This is a genomic window from Flavobacterium sp., from assembly GCF_043760115.1.
GTDB lineage: Bacteria > Bacteroidota > Bacteroidia > Flavobacteriales > Flavobacteriaceae > Flavobacterium.
In genome coordinates this window covers 1-20,421 of sequence record NZ_JAYUPK010000058.1, presented here as the reverse complement: position 1 = coordinate 20,421, position 20,421 = coordinate 1, and the positions used below count along the sequence as shown (strand labels likewise).

Below are 20,421 nucleotides of genomic sequence, written 5' to 3'. Positions count from 1 at the left end.
TGGTTTGGGTATTTTCTACTATGCATTTTCCTGCTGTACATTCCAATCTGCATAATTTCTTGTCGCAATTATGCAGGATTTCCATTGCCATCACGGCTAGATTGTTTTTGTCTTTTGTGAAATTCTTTTTTTTAACTTTAATTTTTTTGCCACAGATTGAACGGATTGAACGGATTTTTCAGAGATTTTTAATGAAAAAATGTCATTCTGACGAAGGAAGAATATTTGCAAACAACGTTTTGTATGGTTGTTTTTCACACACGAATTACACGAATTTTCACGAATTTCTAAACGCGAACTTGTCATTCTGATGAAGGAAGAATCTTTGCATATAATGTTTTGTATAGTTGTTTTTCACACACGAATTACACGAATTTTCACGAATTTCTAAACGCAAACTTGTCATTCTGACGAAGGAAGAATCTTTGCAAACGATGTTTAGTATAGTTGTGAAGATTCTTCGTGCCTCAGAATGACAAGATTGTGGTTATTTTTAGACACTAATTACACGAATTTTCACGAATTTCTAGACGCGAACTTGTCATTCTGACAAAGGAAGAATCTCTGCAAACAATATTTAGTAAAGTTGTGGAGATTCTTCGTGCCTCAGAATGACAAGATTGTGGTATGGTTTGCTTTGATTTAGATTGTGTGACTTCTCCTTTCGTCGAAATAACAAAATAGTTTTAAAACCCAAGATTTTAAAAAAAGAAAAAAATAATTTAGCCCAGATAGAATGGAATAACATCCCGATTTTTATCGGGATTTATGCAATGAAAGCTGGAACCTGCCTGCCGGCAGGCAGGAATGGTTTGCTTAAATGCCCAAGCCAATTGCTACTGATATTCATCAGCACAAGTACTAATAATCGAAATACCAATTGAAAATATCGCATCGTAAACCTAGAGAAAACCAAGTTGTAGTTTCTTTTTTAATTAAATCGGTTGCTATTGTTGGGCTAAAATTTCTATAAATTAAACTTCCAAAAACTTTTAAATTGGTGCTTGGATTTATTAAATATCCGGCTTGTAAATCGGCAATAACTATAGTAGTTTTATTTCCTTGACCAATTTTTACGCCTGTATCATACGGACGAATTTCATCGTAATCTTTATAAATGTTTCCGCCATAATTATTGGTGTCTGTTGCTGTGTCTAGATCTAATCCACGAATTCCGTAAGTAAGTTTGGCATCGGCAAAATATCTTCCTTTGTGGTAACGAGCAATTGCAAGTAATTCTTTGGCATTTCCACCCCAATTGTGTCCTAAACTTTGGTTGTTGTGACCGTAATTGGTTAAAACTTCACTGTGCGCATACACATACGGACGAATGTGATTGTATTCAACCTGCAACAATAAATTATTGATATTGAATGCATTATAATATTTTAAACCAACTTGGTAAGCAAATTTATTCTTCCAACTTTGGTTTTGATTTTTTACTTCGCCAAGAGAAAATTCGTCTAATAAAAATTGTGCGTAAAAATTAACTTGACTGTTAAATTTGTATTTGGTTGTTAATCCTAGCAAGGCATTTCCGCTTCTAGATGACGATGCAAATTCTACTGCGCGATAAAAAATTATTGGATTTACAAAACTTACATCGAAACCTCTATCGTTTTGATTGCTCCAAACTACGCTTTCGAAAAGTCCTAGATTGAAACGCTTGGTAACGTTCCAACTAAGGTAATGATTTGCTACATATTTGGTAGCATACGTTCTGTCTACAGTAACTTCTGGACGCACATCTTTCATCCAAGTGTAGGTATTTGTATATTTTATTTTCCAAAAATTGGTGTTAATTTTAAAATATGGATATGGACTTGCGCCATCGCTAAAAAGCAACGATCGATAACCATCGCCAATAAAATTGCGACCATAACCCAATTGCAAATTGATAAATTTACTTGGCGTAAAGGTTAAATTGGCTTCGGCAAGTGGAAAATCGTAGCTGTCAGTTTTAAATTCTTTTGCAATTCCTATTCCTGGAATTATTGCCGGATTTCCGCCTGCTGGTTTAATAGAATTTGCATAATTATTAAAATAATCGGCAAACCTACCTTGACTTTCATAAATTGTTGTTGTAAAATTTAATTGTTCGCCAAGTCCACCACGAATTTGAATTCCTCGAGTATTTACAAATGTGTAATTAGATTTACTTGGATCTGATTTTCCTACTTGCAAGTCGAAAATTGGATTCATTGTAAACCAATATCCTTCACCTTGAATTTCAACTGTATTTTCGTTCCATAATTTTCTTGACCACCAAGAAGTTTTGGTTTTCATTAGTTTTTGATTCTCTAAAGTTAAGTCGTAATATTTAGAAACCTCAGCATAAGTATAAGGTTTAGAAGCTGTGTGGTTGTTGCTTCCAACTTGATTTAACTCGGCATCGAATTGCGAATAATAACTGTGCGAAAACGGAATATTTAAATTGCTTTTAAATTGTGGATTTTGAAATTTTTTATAAACTATACTGTCAAATTCTTTTAGTTCTTTGTTTTTATCAAATTTAGTGGAAGTTAAATTTGGTTTCACAATTCCATTTGAATTATTAGTTGTTTCCTCTACAGGAATATCGGCAGGATTTACTAGCGGAATTGCAATTTTAATGGTGTATTTAGAATACGTTGGTTTTCCGTTATACGTTGGCGGATTAATTTTTGGTAATTGTGCAAAAACACGCTTGCTTTCTGAAATTAAATCGTCATTATTGGCATCAACATATTGTACTTGAAATTTTCCTTTATCGGTAACTTCAAAAAGTACAATTACATTTCCTCTATAATCTGAAGGCAAATTTTGTGGTACTTTAAAATTAGAAAAAACAAAAGTTTGTACTTCATTATTAAAGCAATTTTCTAATTCTTTGGCTTGCAAGTTTACACATTTTGGAAAAACTGGAAATTGTTCGCTACTTTTTTGAGCAGAAATTTGCATTGAGCAAAAAACAAAAAGTAAGCTATAAATTATTTTATACATGGTTCTAATCATAAAAAATTAGTAATTATTTATTGCGGTTTCGCCATTGGAAATTGCTTTGGCAGATGATGTTCCTATTCTTTTTACGCCAAGTTGAATCATTGCTACAGCTTCGTTATAAGTTTTAACTCCACCAGCGGCTTTTATTGCGAGTGGCGAAGCGTTTTCTAACATCATAATTATAGTTTCAATTGTTGCGCCGTTTGGTAAGTTATCTTGAGTTTTATAGAATCCGGTTGACGATTTTACAAAAACATCTTTATAACATTCTTCTTTAAAATTTGCCATAACAACATTTTTTATCAATGCCGAAAGTTGAATTATTTGATTGCTGTTTAAAGCAGCAACTTCTATAATCCATTTTACAATTTTGTTATTGGCTAATCCTAATCTTGTGCATTCTAGAATTTCGTTTTTTACTAAACTTAGTTCTCCAAGTTTAAATGCTTCGTGATTGCAAACAAAATCTAAATCGTCGGCACCATTTTTTATGGCTTGCGTTGCTTCTTCTAGTTTTTCTTCTATTGAGTTTGTTCCATCTGGAAATGAAATTACGGTTCCAATGGTAAGTTTAGAATTGGCATCAGCAATCATTTTTTTTGCCAAAGAAACATAATTTGGTCGAATCATAATTAATTTAAAACCTTCGTCAATAGCTTCTTGAATGAATGCTGTAGCGATTTTTTTATTTTGCGCTTCAGTAATTCCTGCTTGTTCGGCAGTTTTTAAATAGGTAGAATCTAGAAATTGTTTTATGTTCATTTTAGCGGTTGCGATATTTGGTATAAAAGTAAAAAAAAATCCCACTAAGGTGAGATTTTGTGATTGTTTTATTTTTTGGGTTGGAAATTGGAGTATGCTAATAAAGATTTTAATTGCTTTTTTAAAAATTTATTAGAAAGACAAATTAAAGTAAGGAGAGTTTTTATACTTTAGGATTTTTTAATTTTTAATTTTCCTTTTCAAAAATCATCCTATTTGGAAATAATTTAGTAGACTTAATAAAATATAATTCCTTTAAATTAATATTCCAAATTAAAATTTTAGAATTTATTTCAAAATCAAGATTGACAATGCTAAAATGTCCACATAACATTGGTCTTTCTTTATCAATTGCTTCTGTAAAAAACAAATTAAATCTATTAATTTTATTTTGATTTTCAAAATATCCTCCAATTATAATATGAGAAAAAACTTCTTTATTTGAATTTATTTGTATTGGATTGAATGTTTTTTTTCTAATTATTATTTGAAGATCATCTTCATAATAATAACCACCAGTATATTTTTTTTCAATTTTTAATATTTCTAATTCGACTATTATACTATCATTTACAAATTTCCATTTTCCAGTAAATTTTTCAAGTTCATTATTGACATCCTTAAAATAGTAATTCGTAACATCGTTATTATAAAGATAATTTAATTTATTTTCAAGCGGAATTATTTGAATTTGTGAAATTAAAATAGAATTAGTAAATAACAGTAAAATTAAAAGTTTTAATTTCATTTTTTTAAATTAAGTTTCAAATTATTATTCTGCAAATACTCAGAGTTAAATTTTTTAATCACTTTCACTTAATATTTGAATCAAATTTGTAGCAAAGGAAAATTTGAAATAAAATCATTGTAAGGTTCAATTCGTTTGTCATTGTTGAAATTTTAGTAAATTAACTAGCTCTAAACAATCGTTACAGATTATTTAGAACTAGTCATTTAAATAGATTTATATTTTGTTAAGCGTAATCTGAATTGGTATTTTATATGGTATAAATATATTATTATTATTATTAGAACACAGTTCTACAACTGATCTACCATGAATAATTCCATAATCCCATTGTAATTGTTCGATTCCAGAATTATTTGTATATGTCAATTTTAAATTACCATTCTCTTTTATAGAACAAACTGGCAATGGTTCGAAGTAAAATAAATTTACTTCATTATTGTTACTATTAGAAACTAAATTACCATGAATACATTTTGCATTGAAGTTCTGATTATCTAAATCGGTTTGAGTAAATGTTGCTGGAAAAGTATTATATATTGTTACCCAAATACCTAATTGTAGTTCTTTGTATAAAATAAAAGAACGTAATTCGTCATATATTTCATGCTTTTGTAATATTATTTGATCAACGTATTCAATTTTATAAAACTTTATTTTTAAATAATGTGTTGGATCAGTAAATAACCATTCTCCTTCAAATTTATCCATAACACCATTTAAATCTTTTAAATATGGATTTTCTTCATCATGAATAAATTGTTCCTCAACAGCTACTTCTACCTGCGAATATGATTTTATTGCTGTTACAATTATTATTATCAATATAAATATTTTTTTCATTTTTAATCTATTAAAGTTGTTAATTGTGACCATGTGATTTGTCCATTCTGAATGGTTCCTTTGAAGAGAAATATTCCAATACTTCCATAATTTTGATTAAAATTTTGAATAAATTTTATAAACCATTTTTCAAGCTGCTCATAGACAATTTTATCTAGCTGAGCTTGAGTAGTTCCACCAGTTGAATTATATATTTCTATAGCTTTTGTTTTAGATTTAACAATTACATTTTTATAAAACATTTCATTAAATATTTCAGAATTTTTTTTCCCATTTGCCGTAGTTGTATTAAGCCAATCATTAAAACCTAATAACTCATTATCATCACCAACTCTCATCGCAAAGACACCATTCTTTGAAACTAAAATTGATGTTAAATTATTTTTATCACTAGCATTTAATTCATTTAATTGATTAAAACTTTTAGCAAACTGAGTTAAATCGCCATCACTAAAAACTGGTGTTAACTCTTTTTCTTGTCCATTAGAGTTTGTTTGAGTTGTAGTGTGATGTAAGTGAATATACATAATAGTATTAATATTTGGATCCCCAAATTTTGTATAATCATATCCAACTTCCAATGGATTAATGAATGAATATGTTTGAGGAGAACCAATTGGTACAATATTTTTTCGAACTTCAACTCCATTTTCTTGTGTTGCATTAGGTAATGAATAATGATATTGCATTATCTTATTTCTTAAAATATTTGGTGGAGAATTTGGTGGAGAAACATCAGTAATCGCCTTTAATTTTGCAAGATGATTTATTTGTTTTGGTCCTCCATGAACAGGTGAAGTTAATATTTGAGGATTGGAATTATTATGTGGTGAACCGCCACCAGTATTACTAATTTCTCCACCACCACCACCACCATTATTACTATTTCCTCCACTTGTACCGCCACCACTTGAGCCACCATCGCCTCCACTAGAACCTTCACCGCCACCGCCACCGCCAACCCAACCACAGATTGAACCGGTTACAACCCAAACATAAGTTGGTGGTGTATCTGCGCCATGTACTTCACCATTATCTACAAGAGACATTATATCAATACATATTAATTCTGGAATTCCATATTTATCATTAATATCAATGTAAGTTGTTTCGCTTTGTTGAAGTTGTGATTGAGAAATAGTTTTCATTTCTTCTTCTGTAAAAGAATAATAAACTTTATAAACATCAAATTCTGCTAATTGATTTTTAATAAATAATAAATTTTCTAAATTACCATCATCTTTAATAATTTTAAAAGTATAAGATTCATAATCATCTTTTGTAATTTTAATCCCTGATTCGTCATCAAAATATATATTGTTAATACTGTCATAAACAATTTTTCCAGCAATGTCGTTATTGTATTTTTTAATTTTTGATACTGCTTTAAAAAGATTTTTGTTGATATTAACTTCTGAATTATTATCTTTTAAAGATACTTTTTCAACATTAACTTTTGATTGATAAATTTTATCTTCATAAAGATCTCTTTCACAACTACTCATTCCAAAGATACTAATAATTGATAACAAATAGAATGCCATTTTAATAAAGTGTTTCATAAGCTAATTGGTTTATTGGTTAATATAATTGAGTACTTATTTTACAAAAAGGTTGGAAATAGATAAATGATTTACCAAATATATAGAATTATTCTTAAAGTTGTAATATATAATAACTTTTTTTATTCTATTATTTGGAATATCGCATTATGTATGAAGAAAACCAACATAGCGATAAACAATATCTAATTGCACTTGGCAAAAAGATAAAAGAAATTCGTTTGCAAAAGAAAATTACGCAAACTGAAATTGCCTATCGTTGTGGTTTTGACAAAAGTAACTACAATACTATTGAAGCTGGAAAAAGAAATCCAACTATAATTTCTTTACTGAAAATAGCAAATGCACTAGATATTACTATTATTGATTTGTTTAAATTTTAGAGTTTAATGGCTTATAAATTTATTAAACCAAAAAAATCCCACTAAGGTGAGATTTCTATGTTTATTTATTTCTAAGTAAGTATTTAACAAAGTACAATCCTAAAAGTGCGCCAATAGAATTTACAATTACATCTAGAACGTCTCCATGTCTTGTAGTTGTAAATGTAGTTTGGTAAACTTCCATTGCAATTCCGAAAAGTATTGCTGTTGCAACAACTATAATTTCTTTATTTTTTAAACTCTCTTTGATTTTAAAGTAATTGTACCATAAAACTACAAATAGAAAATAAAAAACAAAATGAGCATACTTATCTTTATATGGAATTTTTATTGAACTTCCCACAGTATTATCAAGCTCTGTTGTGCTTAAAAATGTTACAAGTAACGTCCAAACTAAAGCTAAAAATAATTTTGAAGTTTGATTAAGCACCAATTAAACTTGAGTAAGCTTCGTTGTCTAATAAATCATCCCATTGTGATAAATCTGACACTTTAATTTTTACCATCCATCCTTTACCATAAGGATCAGAATTTACGTTTTCTGGATTAGATTCTAAATCTTCATTAAATTCAATGATTTCTCCAGATAATGGCAAGAATAAATCTGATACTGTTTTTACTGCTTCTACAGTTCCAAAGACTTCATCTTTTTCTAGAGTTTGGTCTAAAGTTTCTACTTCTACATAAACAATATCGCCCAATTCGCTTTGTGCAAAATGAGTAATTCCTACTGTTGCAACATCGCCATCAATTGAAACCCATTCGTGGTCTTTAGTGTATTTTAAATTATTTGGTACCATTATATTTTTTTGTTTTTTATTTCTGTAAAAGTAAAGGTTCTTATTAAATTTATAAAATTATTTTATGAATTAATTTCCAAAGTTATAACGTAATGTAAATCCTGCTCTAATATTAGTAAGCGGAAATGAAGTAGAAATTACTGCTTGTGAAAACGAATGATCATAAAAGAAAATTGTTGTTAGGTTTTTACTAAACGAATAATCGGCAGTTAATTTAGCTGACCAAATGTTTTGTCCTCCACCAATTTGATTGTTGTTATAATCTAAATAACGAATTATTGTTTTATTGTTTCTGTATGAGAAATCTACTTTTAAATTAATATCTCCTTTTATAATACCAGATGGATCATCAGATAATCTTGTAGAGAAAATTACATTTTTAAATCGATAACCTGTTCCAATAATATATTCTACACCTTTTACTTCTGTTAGTAAATTATTATCAAAACTTAATGATAATGCTCTATCACGTTTCATTTCGGCAAGAATTTTAAACGAACTTTTAGTTTCAAAATCAACTCTTACCAATGGACTAAATTGTTCTACTAAGTTTACATTACCAACAATTGTTTTATTGTATAAATTTCCTCCAGCATCTGTTCCGTTTGGATTTTGATTGTAATCGAAATTACTTCTAAACGAGTTAATTGTATAAGATGCTTTGTAATTGTGTTGTATTGAAAAACGCTTGAATTTATCTTTAAAGAATTTGTAACGCATTAATCCATTGTACTTTATGTTCCAGTTGGGAATAGGTATATTTCTAAAAATTCCTAAAGATACATCACTACTATTTTGTCCCGAATAAGCAGCCAAAAATGCTGGTAACAATACGGCTTGGTTGTTTTTTCCAAAACCTTGTGGATAACCTTCTGCATCAACAGTAAATGGATTTCCTCCATAATATCTTTCGGCTAATCTGTTGGCAACAACTAATCTGTTAGTTCTAAATTCTTCAAATGCAGCAGAACCAAATTCGTCACTTGCAGAAAAAGCAGTTTTAATTAAAACGGTAGAGATTGCGAAATTTCCGGTATTGTTTGGAGAACGTGAACTGTAATTTCCATTGGCATCAACATCAAATTGCTCTGAGAAATTATTAGCATAAGTTCTATTGGCAGTTAAATCTACTTTAAAATCTGGAAATAAATCTATGTTAGCAGTCATGTCTAATGTTCTACTGGTAACTTGAGTAAAACTTTGATTAAACTCTGGATAATTGGTAAGCCAACCTCTTTTTGCAGCTTCAAATCGAACTTCGTCTTGTCCACCAAAAGCAAATCCTAATGAAGGTTTAGACGAACCAAAGAAACCAACTCCAGGTAAAAATCCTGGTAAAGCTGTACCTCTATTTTCGATATAATTAATTTGAACATTTTTAATACTAGTTAAAACACCAATTAATCCATCTAGAAAAACATTACTGTCTTTAGCAACTTGTGGTGTTGGTGAATTTACTTTTTGACCAGGTTTTGGTGGAACAGCGTTTGTAACTGTTTTTTTAACTTTTTTGTTTTTAGTAAGTCCTATATATTTATAAAAACTGTCCATATTAAATGCTGTATTCAATCTATGTGAACCAGAATTTTGAATAGAATTTCCTAAGTTATAAGTAAATCCATCGGCACCAGTTATAGATGACAATGCAATTGATGAACGTTGCCAACTAGAATCGCCTGTGTAAGTATAAGTAGATTTTACAAAACTTAAAAATGGTAACTTATTAATTGGCAATTCGTAATTAACCGTAATTTGTTGGTTGTGTTGATTGGCAGTTCCAGGATTCCAATAATCAGTCCAAATTGTATAGGAATTATCTGGATTGTTGTTTTCGTCAAGATAATTTCTAACTAAATTATTAGAAGCTGCATTAAAATTAATTTTTAATGCCTTGGTTAAATTATAATTAAAACCATATTGATAATTGAATAAGAAATTACGTTGGTACAATTCGCCAAGTCCAATTCCTTCAACATCAACTAATCTAAATTGTTGTTTATTAAATTGCCTTGTAATATTAGTACTAAAAGACACATTTGATGGTAAATAATTGAAGTTAAAATCGCTCAATAACTTCCAATAATTACTTTTTAACGCTTTTATTTTTTTAAATGGTTCTAATGGTTTAGACTGAAATGCATAAGTATAATCGGCAGTTGTATTAACTTGTTGATCTATAAAATTCTCAATTTCATAATTGTGCCTGTCTACTTGATTATAAGAATATGAAAGCGTTAAATTCTCTGGATCGTAAAAATGTTGTTTTTGTTTTTCGCCTCTTTCTTTTTTTACTCCAATAAAATTGATACTTTTTCTTTTAGTATAATCTATTGCTCTATTTTTTAAATTTTTCTTTTGAGTTTCATCTACTGTAACTTCTATTAATTGTTCTAGTTCAATATCTTGATTAAAAGGATCGTATTTAGGTGTAATAAATTCTTCGCCAATTGCATAATTAAAAGGTAAATTTATTCCCCATTTTTTAGGAAGTAATTTTCCTAAACTCATATTGGTAACAATATTATATTGCTGAATGTCTTCTCTACTTCTTTCGTTTGGACCTTGTTCTAAAGTTCCAAAACCTATTGTACTCATTTTTCCTGTGGCAGAAATTGTGGCAAAATCGGCAAAATTTCCATCTAAATTTGCAACAGCTGCCATTCCGCCTTTGTTGTCCATTTGCGCTAAGCGCAGTTCATTAAACCAAGCTTCTCCTTTAATGTCTCTTCTATTTATTGGAACTAATACATCAGTTTGATTTTTTACACCTATCATTAAAGTTCTTACTAATCCAAAGTTAGGATTACCTCTAATTCCTAATCGTAATTTATTTACTTTTCCTGACAAAGATGGATCTAATTCGTCTTCGTTTTTATAATAAATTTCTCCTGGAGCTAAAACTTCGTTTAGAGCTAAAATTTTTAATTGTGTTAATAATGCTAATGACAAATCAATTTCATTGGCTTCTGGCCAAATTTCTTCTGGTGATCTTGCGGTAAAAGAAGATTTTTTTAATGGAATTTCTACTTGATAAAAATTTTCTGTAAAGTCATTTCCAAATCGTATAAATCCTACCATTTCATCATCTTCAATAGAATTTGGTTCATCTGGCAAAGCTTCGGCATGCAAAAACATTTTCAATTTTTTAAATTGACGCATGTCTACACTAATATTTTTGAAAACTGCTCTAGAATCTGCTGGTTCCAATCCATCATTTCCATTTCCAGAAACTCTTAAACCTAACGATTGCTCATTTTGATTAATCAAAGTATTGTTATTATACAATTGTTCGCGTTGAACTCCTGGTGGCGTTACGTAAGGAATTGGAGTACGGCTTCCGTTTTCTTGAATATTTAAAGCAAAAACATCAAAATCGGTATTGTCATCATCAACATTGGTATCAACTGGATCTAAAGTTTTAGCATAGCGTCTCCATTCGCCACGAACTAAATCTAACGCACCAAAACGCAAAGTTACTTGGCTATTAAATCCTGTCATAAACATTCTCATAAATCTAATAGAACGAAAATCTGATATACTTCCAATGGTATTTTCGGGTTGTGATATTGGAATTTTAAATTGAATCCATCTTGCATTTATTGTTCCTCCACTTGGCAAGGCAACTTGAGTTTCTCTTACATCGGTAACATATTTATCACTTCCAACATTCATATTTGGTTTTACATCAACACTATATTCATAATAGGCATTGATGGTATTCATTGTATTATCTCTATTTATATCTTCTACATCTGGAACTGTTGTTGATCCACGATTAGTATCTGTAACTTGTATTGGAGAATTTCCTTCTAAATTGTTGTAATTTTTATATCTGTCAAAAATAGTTCCTTGTGCATTTAAAAAGTAATTGTAATCATCTCCAGCTGGATCTGGTAAACCTGAAAACGCAGGAAACTTAGCTGCTTCTTGAGTATTATTTAAACCATTATAACCAACATCTTGAGAAATTCTGTTACCTTCATTAGTATCAAAAGCATAAATTAATGATTGCGAAGCTGGAACATCGCCCCAAATTCCTTGTGGTTGTACAACAATTTGATCAGTTCCTACACCGTTTTCATAAAATTTTCTTCCATCTTTTAATACATCTTCAGATACTTCACCAAGATTAAAATATACTTTTCCTGTATTTGCAGTTGGAGTTTCTGGAGTTGCTGTTCCATTAAAATAAGGATCTAACATCCAAAATTGTACATATTCTACATTTCCTTGTTCAAAGTTGGTTGAATTTAAAGAACGTACAATTCCACCAAAGTTATTTGTTGGATCTGGCAAAATATTATTTGTTGCTGCAGGATTAAAATTATATGGTCCACGTTCTGTTGGGAAATAAGATAAATCTAATGTATTTATAACTTGCGATTGTCCTACTGCAATATCTGTAACAGGATATAATTCTTGACTAAAAATTCTTCTTGTACTATTAAAAGATAATTCTTCTTCAGAAATTCCTGTTGGTCGTTGAGTATAAAATATTGGATCAATGGTATACCAAGCCATTTTTGCTCGTTTAAATCCGTAACTTAAATCGTTGGCATTTGCGCCAAAATTTTGATATGGACTTGCAGCATTTCGTTCTGGAGTTGCAGCCAATGTCCAAGAAAAAGCAGAACGTAAATCGATTGTGGTTTGCGAACCTTCAAAATCATCTACATAAATTGTTGGTTCACCATTAAATTGATCAGCTTTAGGAGAATTTGGTTTTAAAAAAGCTACTTCGCCTCTAAAAGAAATATTCGATGGAACGTCTGTATCTAAATTTGGAAGTTTATTTACCAATCTGGTTAAAAAAGGAGCTTCGGTAGAATAATTTACATTACCACCAAAAATAGTATTGTTTACAGATTCTTGACCGTAATTAGATTTTTGAGTAAAAGGTCTTTCTGTTAATTTTAAAAAAGTTGCATTAACTACAAATTTTTCTGAAAATTTATGTTCTATATTAAATCCGAAAAAGCGTCTTGTTTGTTGACCAAAAACCGAATTATTTTCTACAGAAACTTCAATTGGAGTATTTGATGCCGAAAGTGCTGGATCAAGAATTTGAACTCTTCCAGCTTGATAATTTACTGTATAATCTACACCTTCTACAAGGATTCTTCCGCCTGCAGAAACCACTACCGAACCTTTTGGCACATTAAAAGCTCCAATTGGAATTCCTTCGCCGCCAGTAGATTTATATTTTCCTCTTAATTGAAATTTATTTTTTTCACTGTCTTGCAACGCAGCAGCTTGTGTAGATTTATACAAACTTTTAAAAACATATTTCTTTTGATTGGCATTATAATCTATAATACTATTTTCATCACCATCATAATTTTGAGTTGGTGCATTTCTTAATTTTTCAAATAAGTGTTCTCCAAATGGTTCAATTTTGGTGAAAATTAATCTTCCATATTGAGGATCTACTGTAAGTCCTGGAATAAAATCAAAGAATCCATCACCACCATTTTGAGGATCATTATTGTAATTTAATTTATCAATATCAAATACTTTTAACAATGGTGTATTTTCAACATTTGCTGGAAGCGCCGTTGCAACATCAGCTTGCGTAATATAATTTAGTGGAGAAGGATCAGTGTAGAGAATATTAAATTTAAAATCTTCTTGTTGCAATTGATATGCGCCAGGAATTTGATAAATATTTTTCATCATTAATGCCCAAATAGGTTTTTGAACATTAGTTAAACTACTTTTTAGCATTTTTAAAATCAATGCTTGCGAAGATGGAATTCCGTTAGGATCAACCTGCGTTGCATCTACACCATCAGTTCCAAATTCTCCTACTTGGTACACATTATCGCCAATGGTGTATTGATAGGCAACAGCAAGAACTTCATCATTTGTAAGACGTTGTTGCAAAGAAACATAACCCAATTGTGGATGAAAAGTATATTCATTAGCAGTTAATTTTCTTGCGTTTTCTAACTTGGCATAATCTGTTCCTTCACTTACAGGAATTGCATTATTAAAACCTGCATTAGAAGTTACTATTTCTCTAATTTGTTGATTTAATAAACCTGAATTTGTTGGTATTAAAGCTGGATCGTAATCGTTATTTTCGTTATCTGTTGGCGAATCTGGTGGAAGATTAAAAAAAGTAGCCAATGGCGATTCGTTAGCCACAACTTCTGCATCTGTTGAACCTGTTAATCTAGCTTCACCTAAATCTTGAAGCGCAATTATATTTCTTAAATTATTATTGGCAGCTGTAATTCGATTTTGCTTGTTGGTTACCCAAACTTCTACTCTAGTTACTTGAACTCTACTGTCAATTAATGGATAATTTCTAAGAGAGAAATCGTATTTATTTTTAAAATATTGCGAAAAGAAAAAGTGTCTGTCTGCATCATATTCTTGTGCAAAAAGTTCGAAATCGGTAATAGTTCCTCCACCTTGAGAAGTTACACTTTTAGTTTGCGATTTTTGTTCAGAGAAAACTCCTGTAACTGTTGTTTTACCAAATTGCAATTGTGCTTTTACTCCAAACAAACTTTGTGCGCCACGAATAAGCGAACTGTTTAATGGCAAACTTACGTTTCCAACTTCAATTTTTTGAATAATGTCGTCTTCTGTTGGAGCGTATTCTAATTTAATTAAATTTTGAAAAGCAAACGTAGATTCAGTATCATAATTGGCATTTACATTTAATCGTGTTCCTACTTTTCCAATTAAACTCATGCTAATTCGTTGGTCAAAATCAAACGTGGTTGTAGCTCTATTTCTTGGCGAAAATGATGGATTGTCTTGTTTTGTATATCGTCCGCCCAAATCAACCTCAACAGAACCAGTTGGTTTTACATCAATTGTATTTCCTCCAAAAATAGATTCGAAAAGACTAGATTTTACATAATACTTTGGTAATAAATCTTTTTTATTAGCTTCTGTTCCTTCTTTTCTTCCGTCCATTGCATCGGATTTTTTCTTAAAATAATCGCGCATGGATTCTTTTAAAACTAAATCTTGATACTCTTTAGGCGTTAAAATTATTGGATAATTTATATTAAATCCATCAAATGTTTTGGTTAAAACATATCTATCTGTAACTGGATCATAAGCGTAAGCTTCTACAATACTATTTGGGTTATCTATACCAATAGAACCTGTATTGTATCCTTTAATGGAGTCGTTAACCTCATCGTCTACTTGAGAAAAAGATAGATTTGAAACTAGAAATATCCCAAAAATAAAAATTATTTTATGGACAAATTGTATATAATTAGGGTAATTTGTTTTCAAGAATTATAAATTTTTTAATGCTTGTTTAATAATGGTTTCAATAGTTGCATCTGGGTTTTCAGATATAACTTTATCAACAATTTTTTCTGATGATTTTCTAACAAAACCAAGAACTTCCAAAGCAGATAACGCTTCATCTCTATTTGTATTGTTTTGAAACATATAAACTTCGTCTAAATCATAAATTTTTAACACTTTGTCCTTTAAATCAAGAATCGCTCTTTGTGCAGTTTTAGCTCCAATTCCTTTAATAGATTGTATTGTAGCAACGTTTCCAACAGCAAGCGCATTGATAATTTGTTTTGGTTCTAATGAAGAAAGCATTGTTCTTGCAATTCCAGCTCCAATGCCAGAAACGGTTAAAAGCATTTTAAAAATTTCTTTTTCAGATTTTTCTACAAATCCGTACAACGAATGAGAATCTTCTTTGATTATCAAGTGTGTAAAGAGTTTTATAAAATCGGTTTTAGGAAGTAACGAATAAGTATGTAATGAAATATTAATATGATAACCAACACCATTACAGTCTATTACTACATCTGTTGGCGTTTTCTCTACTAATTTTCCTTGTATGTGTGTTATCATTTAGTTATAAAGTTGATTCAAATATAGTAAAAAAGTTGAACTTGAATATTTGACTGTGAAAAATATTCTAACTAAAATGTAAAGACATACTTAATTTTTCTTTAAAAAAAAATCTGCCTTGTAACAAGTACAAGACAGATTTCTTAATTAACTAGCGTTACTAATTCACAATAATAATTTTTCTTTCAGTTCCATCTTCGTCTGATAAACTTAAAATATATTTACCTGAATTTAAATTTTTTACAGTTATATTTTCGGTTTTTTCAAATGTATTATAATAAACTTGTTTTCCAAACATATCATAAATTCTAACTTCAATTTGTTTTGAAATTGCATTTAAACTACTTTTTAAATTAGTTGGTGCAGGTTTAGGCCAAGATTTGTAACAAGGTTGAGTACCATCAATAATATTAGAAGTTGAATCTTGATCAATAACAAAAGTTTCTTCATTGTAAGCTGTTAAGTTTGACGAATTTAAAATTTTTATATTTAATTCACCATTTTTGATTGGATTTTCAGTAACTATTATTTTTTTATTTTTTGATGCAACAGTATTAATTTTACAAGGATTTGTACTTTCTGGACCTACTGTTAAATAAGTAATGTAAGTTTCTGTAGAACCACAAGCATTTCCAACAACACATTTTATTATATAATTACCAGTACAATTACCAGCTTTTATATTAGTTGTTGGTACAGAAGTAGTAATAGTTTGCAAACCGTTTGAAAATTTAGTTTGTAAAGCTCCAGTCAGTGGGCAGTTTAAACTAAAATCAGTATTGTCTGGAACAATAGTCCAACTGTATGCATTTGATACAGATGCACCAGAAACTGCTGGAAATGACAATGCTGTAGCAGGAATAAAACCCTTTAAAAGCCATAAATCTCCAATAATAACTCCACCATATTGGTTATTGTTTAAAAGCACCGGTTTTCCAATATTTATATTTAATGTTTTAGTTGAAGGTTGTCCACACGAATTAGTAATAGTTGCAGTCAATACAGCAATACCATTGCTTACACCAGTAACATTAACACTTGTTTGAGTTTGAGAATTCAATGTGGCTATAGAAGTATTTGAAATACTCCAATTTACAATATTACCTGCGCCAGCACCAGCAATAGTATAATTGCTATTAGTACCAACACAAGCTAGTGAATTGCCTGTTAATGTTGCCGAACTGGTGAAAAGTGTTCTTTTAACTAAACAACTCAAAGTTGGGTATGGAATACCATTTATAAAAGGAGTTACAGAAACTGATGATGGCAATACGTAAGCATTACTAGGGTAAATATTTATTGAATTTATCGTAGAGTTTGTTGAATTTGTCCACCCATTATAATTCCATGAATAACTTAAGACCGAACCAACTGGGATATTGCTAGGAGAAACATTAAAATTTCTTACTGAAATATCACCACAGGAAATACTTAAATTACTTGGAGATAAAGTGAATGACGGTGGTGGTGGTATTTCAATAATTTGAATTTTACTTATTTGAACTGTTTGAATGCTTGGATTAATTTGAAAAATTGCATTAGGAGTAACAGTAAGTGAATTTTGTGGTGTTGATATAACATAAGAATCAAATGTAAAATCAGCAAAAAAATCACCTGAATTTATTTGTATTGTAGAAAGTGACCCAAATCCTCCAGCAGCATAACCTCCCATTAATTCTAATCCATTACAAAAGTTAGTTATATTACTATTATTCCCAAAACCTAAAGTTAAACTTGTTGCTATAGGAACAGAACCAGTTTTAGCCGTAATAATTACTTTATATCTATAATTAACTTTAAAGTTATAAGACAATTGATAACTCGATGCTTTTGGTGTACCAAGGTTCCAGTCAGAACCTAACCTTAATATACCTAATGGGCATTGCGGTTGACCTAATAATGTTCTGTGAGTGCTAGAATTGATTGTAGTTGGAATTCCAAAAACATTACAGTTATTGCTATTTAAAGAGCTATAATCTATTGTTAGATTCTGTGCAAATCCTAAATTAAATGTTATTAATGTTATTAAAAATTTAAATATATTTTTTTTCATTTTTTGTGATTTTAAGTTGTTATTTTTTTTCTAAAAATATTTGAAAACCTAATCCTACAACAATCTTATTTAAACCATTATCCGTATTTTTATTAATTAAAGAAGAATATTTTACAGAAATTTCTAATCCCACACTACTATTCAAAAAGATTGTTGATCCTCCAACAAATGAATATGCTTTATTATGATTGGTATTAGGAACAGTACCTTTGTTATGTAATTCTTCTATCGTATAATTGGCTTCAATAAAAACATTCATAATTTTTTCTTGTTTCAAAAAATAATATCTAACAAATGGACCGACAGAATAGTTATTAAAACTAAAATCATTATTATAGTTAACAAAGTTTCCTTCGTAGCCCAATTTTATTCCTGTTGCAAATTTATTTACAGGAAAATAACCAATATTTGCAAAAGTTTGAATTAATTGGCTTTTATAGGTCGAATTATATAATTTAGAAATTTCTTTATTTGATGAAAATGAAGCACTTCCTCCAACCATCCAATTTCCTTTATTAATTTGTGCATCGATTGTAAATGTTGAAACAAATAATGTAATTAGTAAAAATTTAATTGATTTCATAATTGTTTAGGTTTTAATGTTATATAAAAAGATTTTAATTTTGGTGGACTATGGTCTCTAATAAGATTTTGATTTAATTTTTTCATTTTGCTTGCGGTTTAAAAAGACAGCGCAGGCAAATTCCCTAATGTTTGCTTTCTTAGGCTCCGCAAAAAGCCATATAGTACAAACAAAGAGAACGCCTGCGCAAACCGCAGACGTTTCTACTTTGAATCCCTTGTACTATTTAATTTAAATTTTGCGGATTTAAGAAAACAAGGAAATCTTTAGCGAAACGCTATAAATATTAATTAATGTTTCATTCTATATATTTAATAATTCAAATGTAGGAAATAATTTTTTGAAAATACAATATTTTTAAAAAAATTACAATTTAACATCAAAGTTTTTAATACGTTTTCCTTTTTCTTGCGCATCTACAACTGCAACTGCTGCCATATTTACCATTTCTTCTACGCTTGCGCCAAGTTGAAAAATGTGAACAGGTTTTTCCATTCCTAGCATAATTGGACCAACAGAATCAACATTATATAATTCTTTTAAAAGTTTATAAGTAATGTTGGCCGATTCTAAATTGGGAAAAATCAACGTATTTACTTTTTTACCTGCTAGTTTAGAAAATGGAAATTTCTTTAAAAGCATTTCTGCATTTAGGGCAAAGTCGGTTTGAATTTCGCCATCTACAATTAAATCTGGATAATATTTATGAAGATAAGCAACAGCTTCGCGAACTTTATTGGCACTTTCGTGCGATGATGACCCAAAATTAGAAAACGAAACCATTGCAATAACTGGTTCCATTCCAAACATTCTTACTGTTTTTTCTGTCATTAAAGCAATTTTAGCTAAATCATCTGCAGATGGATTTGGATTTATTGCTGTATCTGATAAAAACATTGGACCACGATTGGTCATCATCATATTAGTGGTAGCAATTAATGAAATTCCTGGTGCTTTACCAATTAATTGCATTAATGGTTTTACAACCGATGGATAACTTCGTGAATAACCAGAAACCATTGCATCTGCATCGCCTTGATTTACCATCATTGCTGCAAAATAATTTCGTTCTCGCATCCATTTTTGAGCATCTAGAAGAGAAATTCCTCTTCGTTGTCTTGATTTCCAAAAAATATCGGCATATTCTAATCTGCGTTTGTCTTCTTCTTTAGTTTTTGGATCAAAAATGGGAACATCGGCATCAAATCCTATTTCTTCTTTTAATTCTAAAATATCTTCTTTTCTTCCTAATAATATTGGATGTCCAATGCCTTCTTCATATACAATCTGTGCAGCTTTTAAAACATCTAATTGATCTGCTTCTGCAAATACTATACGTTTTGGATCTGTCTTGGCACGATTAGTTAAAAGCCGAACCATTTTATTATCTGAACCTAAGCGTTCAAGAAGTTCTTCGTTATATTTTTCCCAATCTGTAATAGGATTTAATGCAACACCACTTTCCATTGCAGCTTTGGCAACTGCTGGCGCAACCATTGTAATTAATCTTGGATCAAATGGTTTTGGAATTATATAATCTCTACCAAAATTTAATTTAGTTTCGCCATAAGCAATATTTACTTGCTCTGGAACGTGTTCTTTTGCCAAAGCTGCCAATGCTTTTACCGCAGCCATTTTCATAGCTTCGTTAATTTTGGTTGCACGAACGTCTAATGCGCCACGAAAAATATATGGAAAACCAAGTACATTATTTACTTGATTAGGATGATCGGATCGACCAGTTGCCATTATAATATCGTCTCGAGTTGCAATTGCTAAGTTATAATCAATCTCTGGAACAGGATTAGCCATTGCAAAAACAATAGGATCTTTCGCCATTCCAACAAGCATTTCTGGTTT

13 protein-coding genes are annotated in these 20,421 nt (G+C 30.0%); 1 reads left to right on the top strand and 12 read right to left on the bottom strand.

Translation table 11 applies throughout. The annotated features are described in order from the left end of the window. Positions 1 to 861: 861 nt before the first annotated feature. From ACH2BC_RS04715 to ACH2BC_RS04695, 5 genes are all read right to left on the bottom strand, one after another. Positions 862 to 2,994: a gliding motility protein RemB gene (locus ACH2BC_RS04715; protein ID WP_395052830.1), complete on the bottom strand. Its 2,133-nt coding sequence runs from the start codon at positions 2,992 to 2,994 to the stop codon at positions 862 to 864. Positions 2,995 to 3,000: 6 nt separating this feature from the next. Next, a complete protein-coding gene (deoC, locus tag ACH2BC_RS04710) occupies positions 3,001 to 3,744 on the bottom strand; it encodes a deoxyribose-phosphate aldolase (protein ID WP_395052829.1) in 744 nt (247 codons plus the stop codon). A gap of 187 nt (positions 3,745 to 3,931) precedes the next feature. Then, on the bottom strand, positions 3,932 to 4,492 hold the full coding sequence (locus ACH2BC_RS04705; RefSeq protein WP_395052828.1) for a DUF6705 family protein: 561 nt from the start codon (positions 4,490 to 4,492) through the stop codon (positions 3,932 to 3,934). Between the two features lie 216 nt (positions 4,493 to 4,708). Further along, positions 4,709 to 5,335: a DUF6705 family protein gene (locus tag ACH2BC_RS04700; RefSeq protein WP_395052827.1), complete on the bottom strand. Its 627-nt coding sequence runs from the start codon at positions 5,333 to 5,335 to the stop codon at positions 4,709 to 4,711. A gap of 2 nt (positions 5,336 to 5,337) precedes the next feature. After that, complete coding sequence (locus ACH2BC_RS04695) at positions 5,338 to 6,897, bottom strand: hypothetical protein (RefSeq protein ID WP_395052826.1); 1,560 nt, start codon at positions 6,895 to 6,897, stop codon at positions 5,338 to 5,340. Between the two features lie 149 nt (positions 6,898 to 7,046). Here ACH2BC_RS04695 and ACH2BC_RS04690 point away from each other — a divergent pair, with 149 nt between their 5' ends. Continuing rightward, positions 7,047 to 7,280 (top strand): helix-turn-helix domain-containing protein, encoded by a 234-nt coding sequence (locus ACH2BC_RS04690; RefSeq protein WP_395052825.1) that lies wholly within the window; start codon positions 7,047 to 7,049, stop codon positions 7,278 to 7,280. 61 nt (positions 7,281 to 7,341) lie between these two features. Here ACH2BC_RS04690 and ACH2BC_RS04685 read toward each other — a convergent pair whose 3' ends face one another. From ACH2BC_RS04685 to ACH2BC_RS04655, 7 genes are all read right to left on the bottom strand, one after another. Beyond that, positions 7,342 to 7,710 (bottom strand): VanZ family protein, encoded by a 369-nt coding sequence (locus ACH2BC_RS04685; protein WP_395052873.1) that lies wholly within the window; start codon positions 7,708 to 7,710, stop codon positions 7,342 to 7,344. Then, entirely contained in the window at positions 7,703 to 8,083 is a 381-nt protein-coding gene (gene gcvH, locus ACH2BC_RS04680; RefSeq protein WP_395052872.1) for a glycine cleavage system protein GcvH, read from the bottom strand. Before gcvH ends, ACH2BC_RS04685 begins: the two co-directional genes overlap by 8 nt. A gap of 66 nt (positions 8,084 to 8,149) precedes the next feature. Further along, the gene (gene sprA, locus ACH2BC_RS04675; RefSeq protein WP_395052824.1) at positions 8,150 to 15,340 is read right to left on the bottom strand and encodes a cell surface protein SprA; all 7,191 of its coding nucleotides are present in this window, start codon (positions 15,338 to 15,340) and stop codon (positions 8,150 to 8,152) included. Between the two features lie 3 nt (positions 15,341 to 15,343). Further along, positions 15,344 to 15,925: a Holliday junction branch migration protein RuvA gene (gene ruvA / locus ACH2BC_RS04670; protein ID WP_395052823.1), complete on the bottom strand. Its 582-nt coding sequence runs from the start codon at positions 15,923 to 15,925 to the stop codon at positions 15,344 to 15,346. Between the two features lie 160 nt (positions 15,926 to 16,085). Then, positions 16,086 to 17,978, bottom strand: a complete 1,893-nt coding sequence (locus ACH2BC_RS04665) for a T9SS type A sorting domain-containing protein (RefSeq protein ID WP_395052822.1) — start codon at positions 17,976 to 17,978, stop codon at positions 16,086 to 16,088. A 19-nt stretch (positions 17,979 to 17,997) separates the two neighbouring features. Further along, on the bottom strand, positions 17,998 to 18,561 hold the full coding sequence (locus ACH2BC_RS04660) for a hypothetical protein (protein ID WP_395052821.1): 564 nt from the start codon (positions 18,559 to 18,561) through the stop codon (positions 17,998 to 18,000). A gap of 366 nt (positions 18,562 to 18,927) precedes the next feature. Then, on the bottom strand, positions 18,928 to 20,421 hold a 1,494-nt coding region (locus ACH2BC_RS04655; protein ID WP_395052820.1), incomplete at its 5' end, for a phosphate acyltransferase.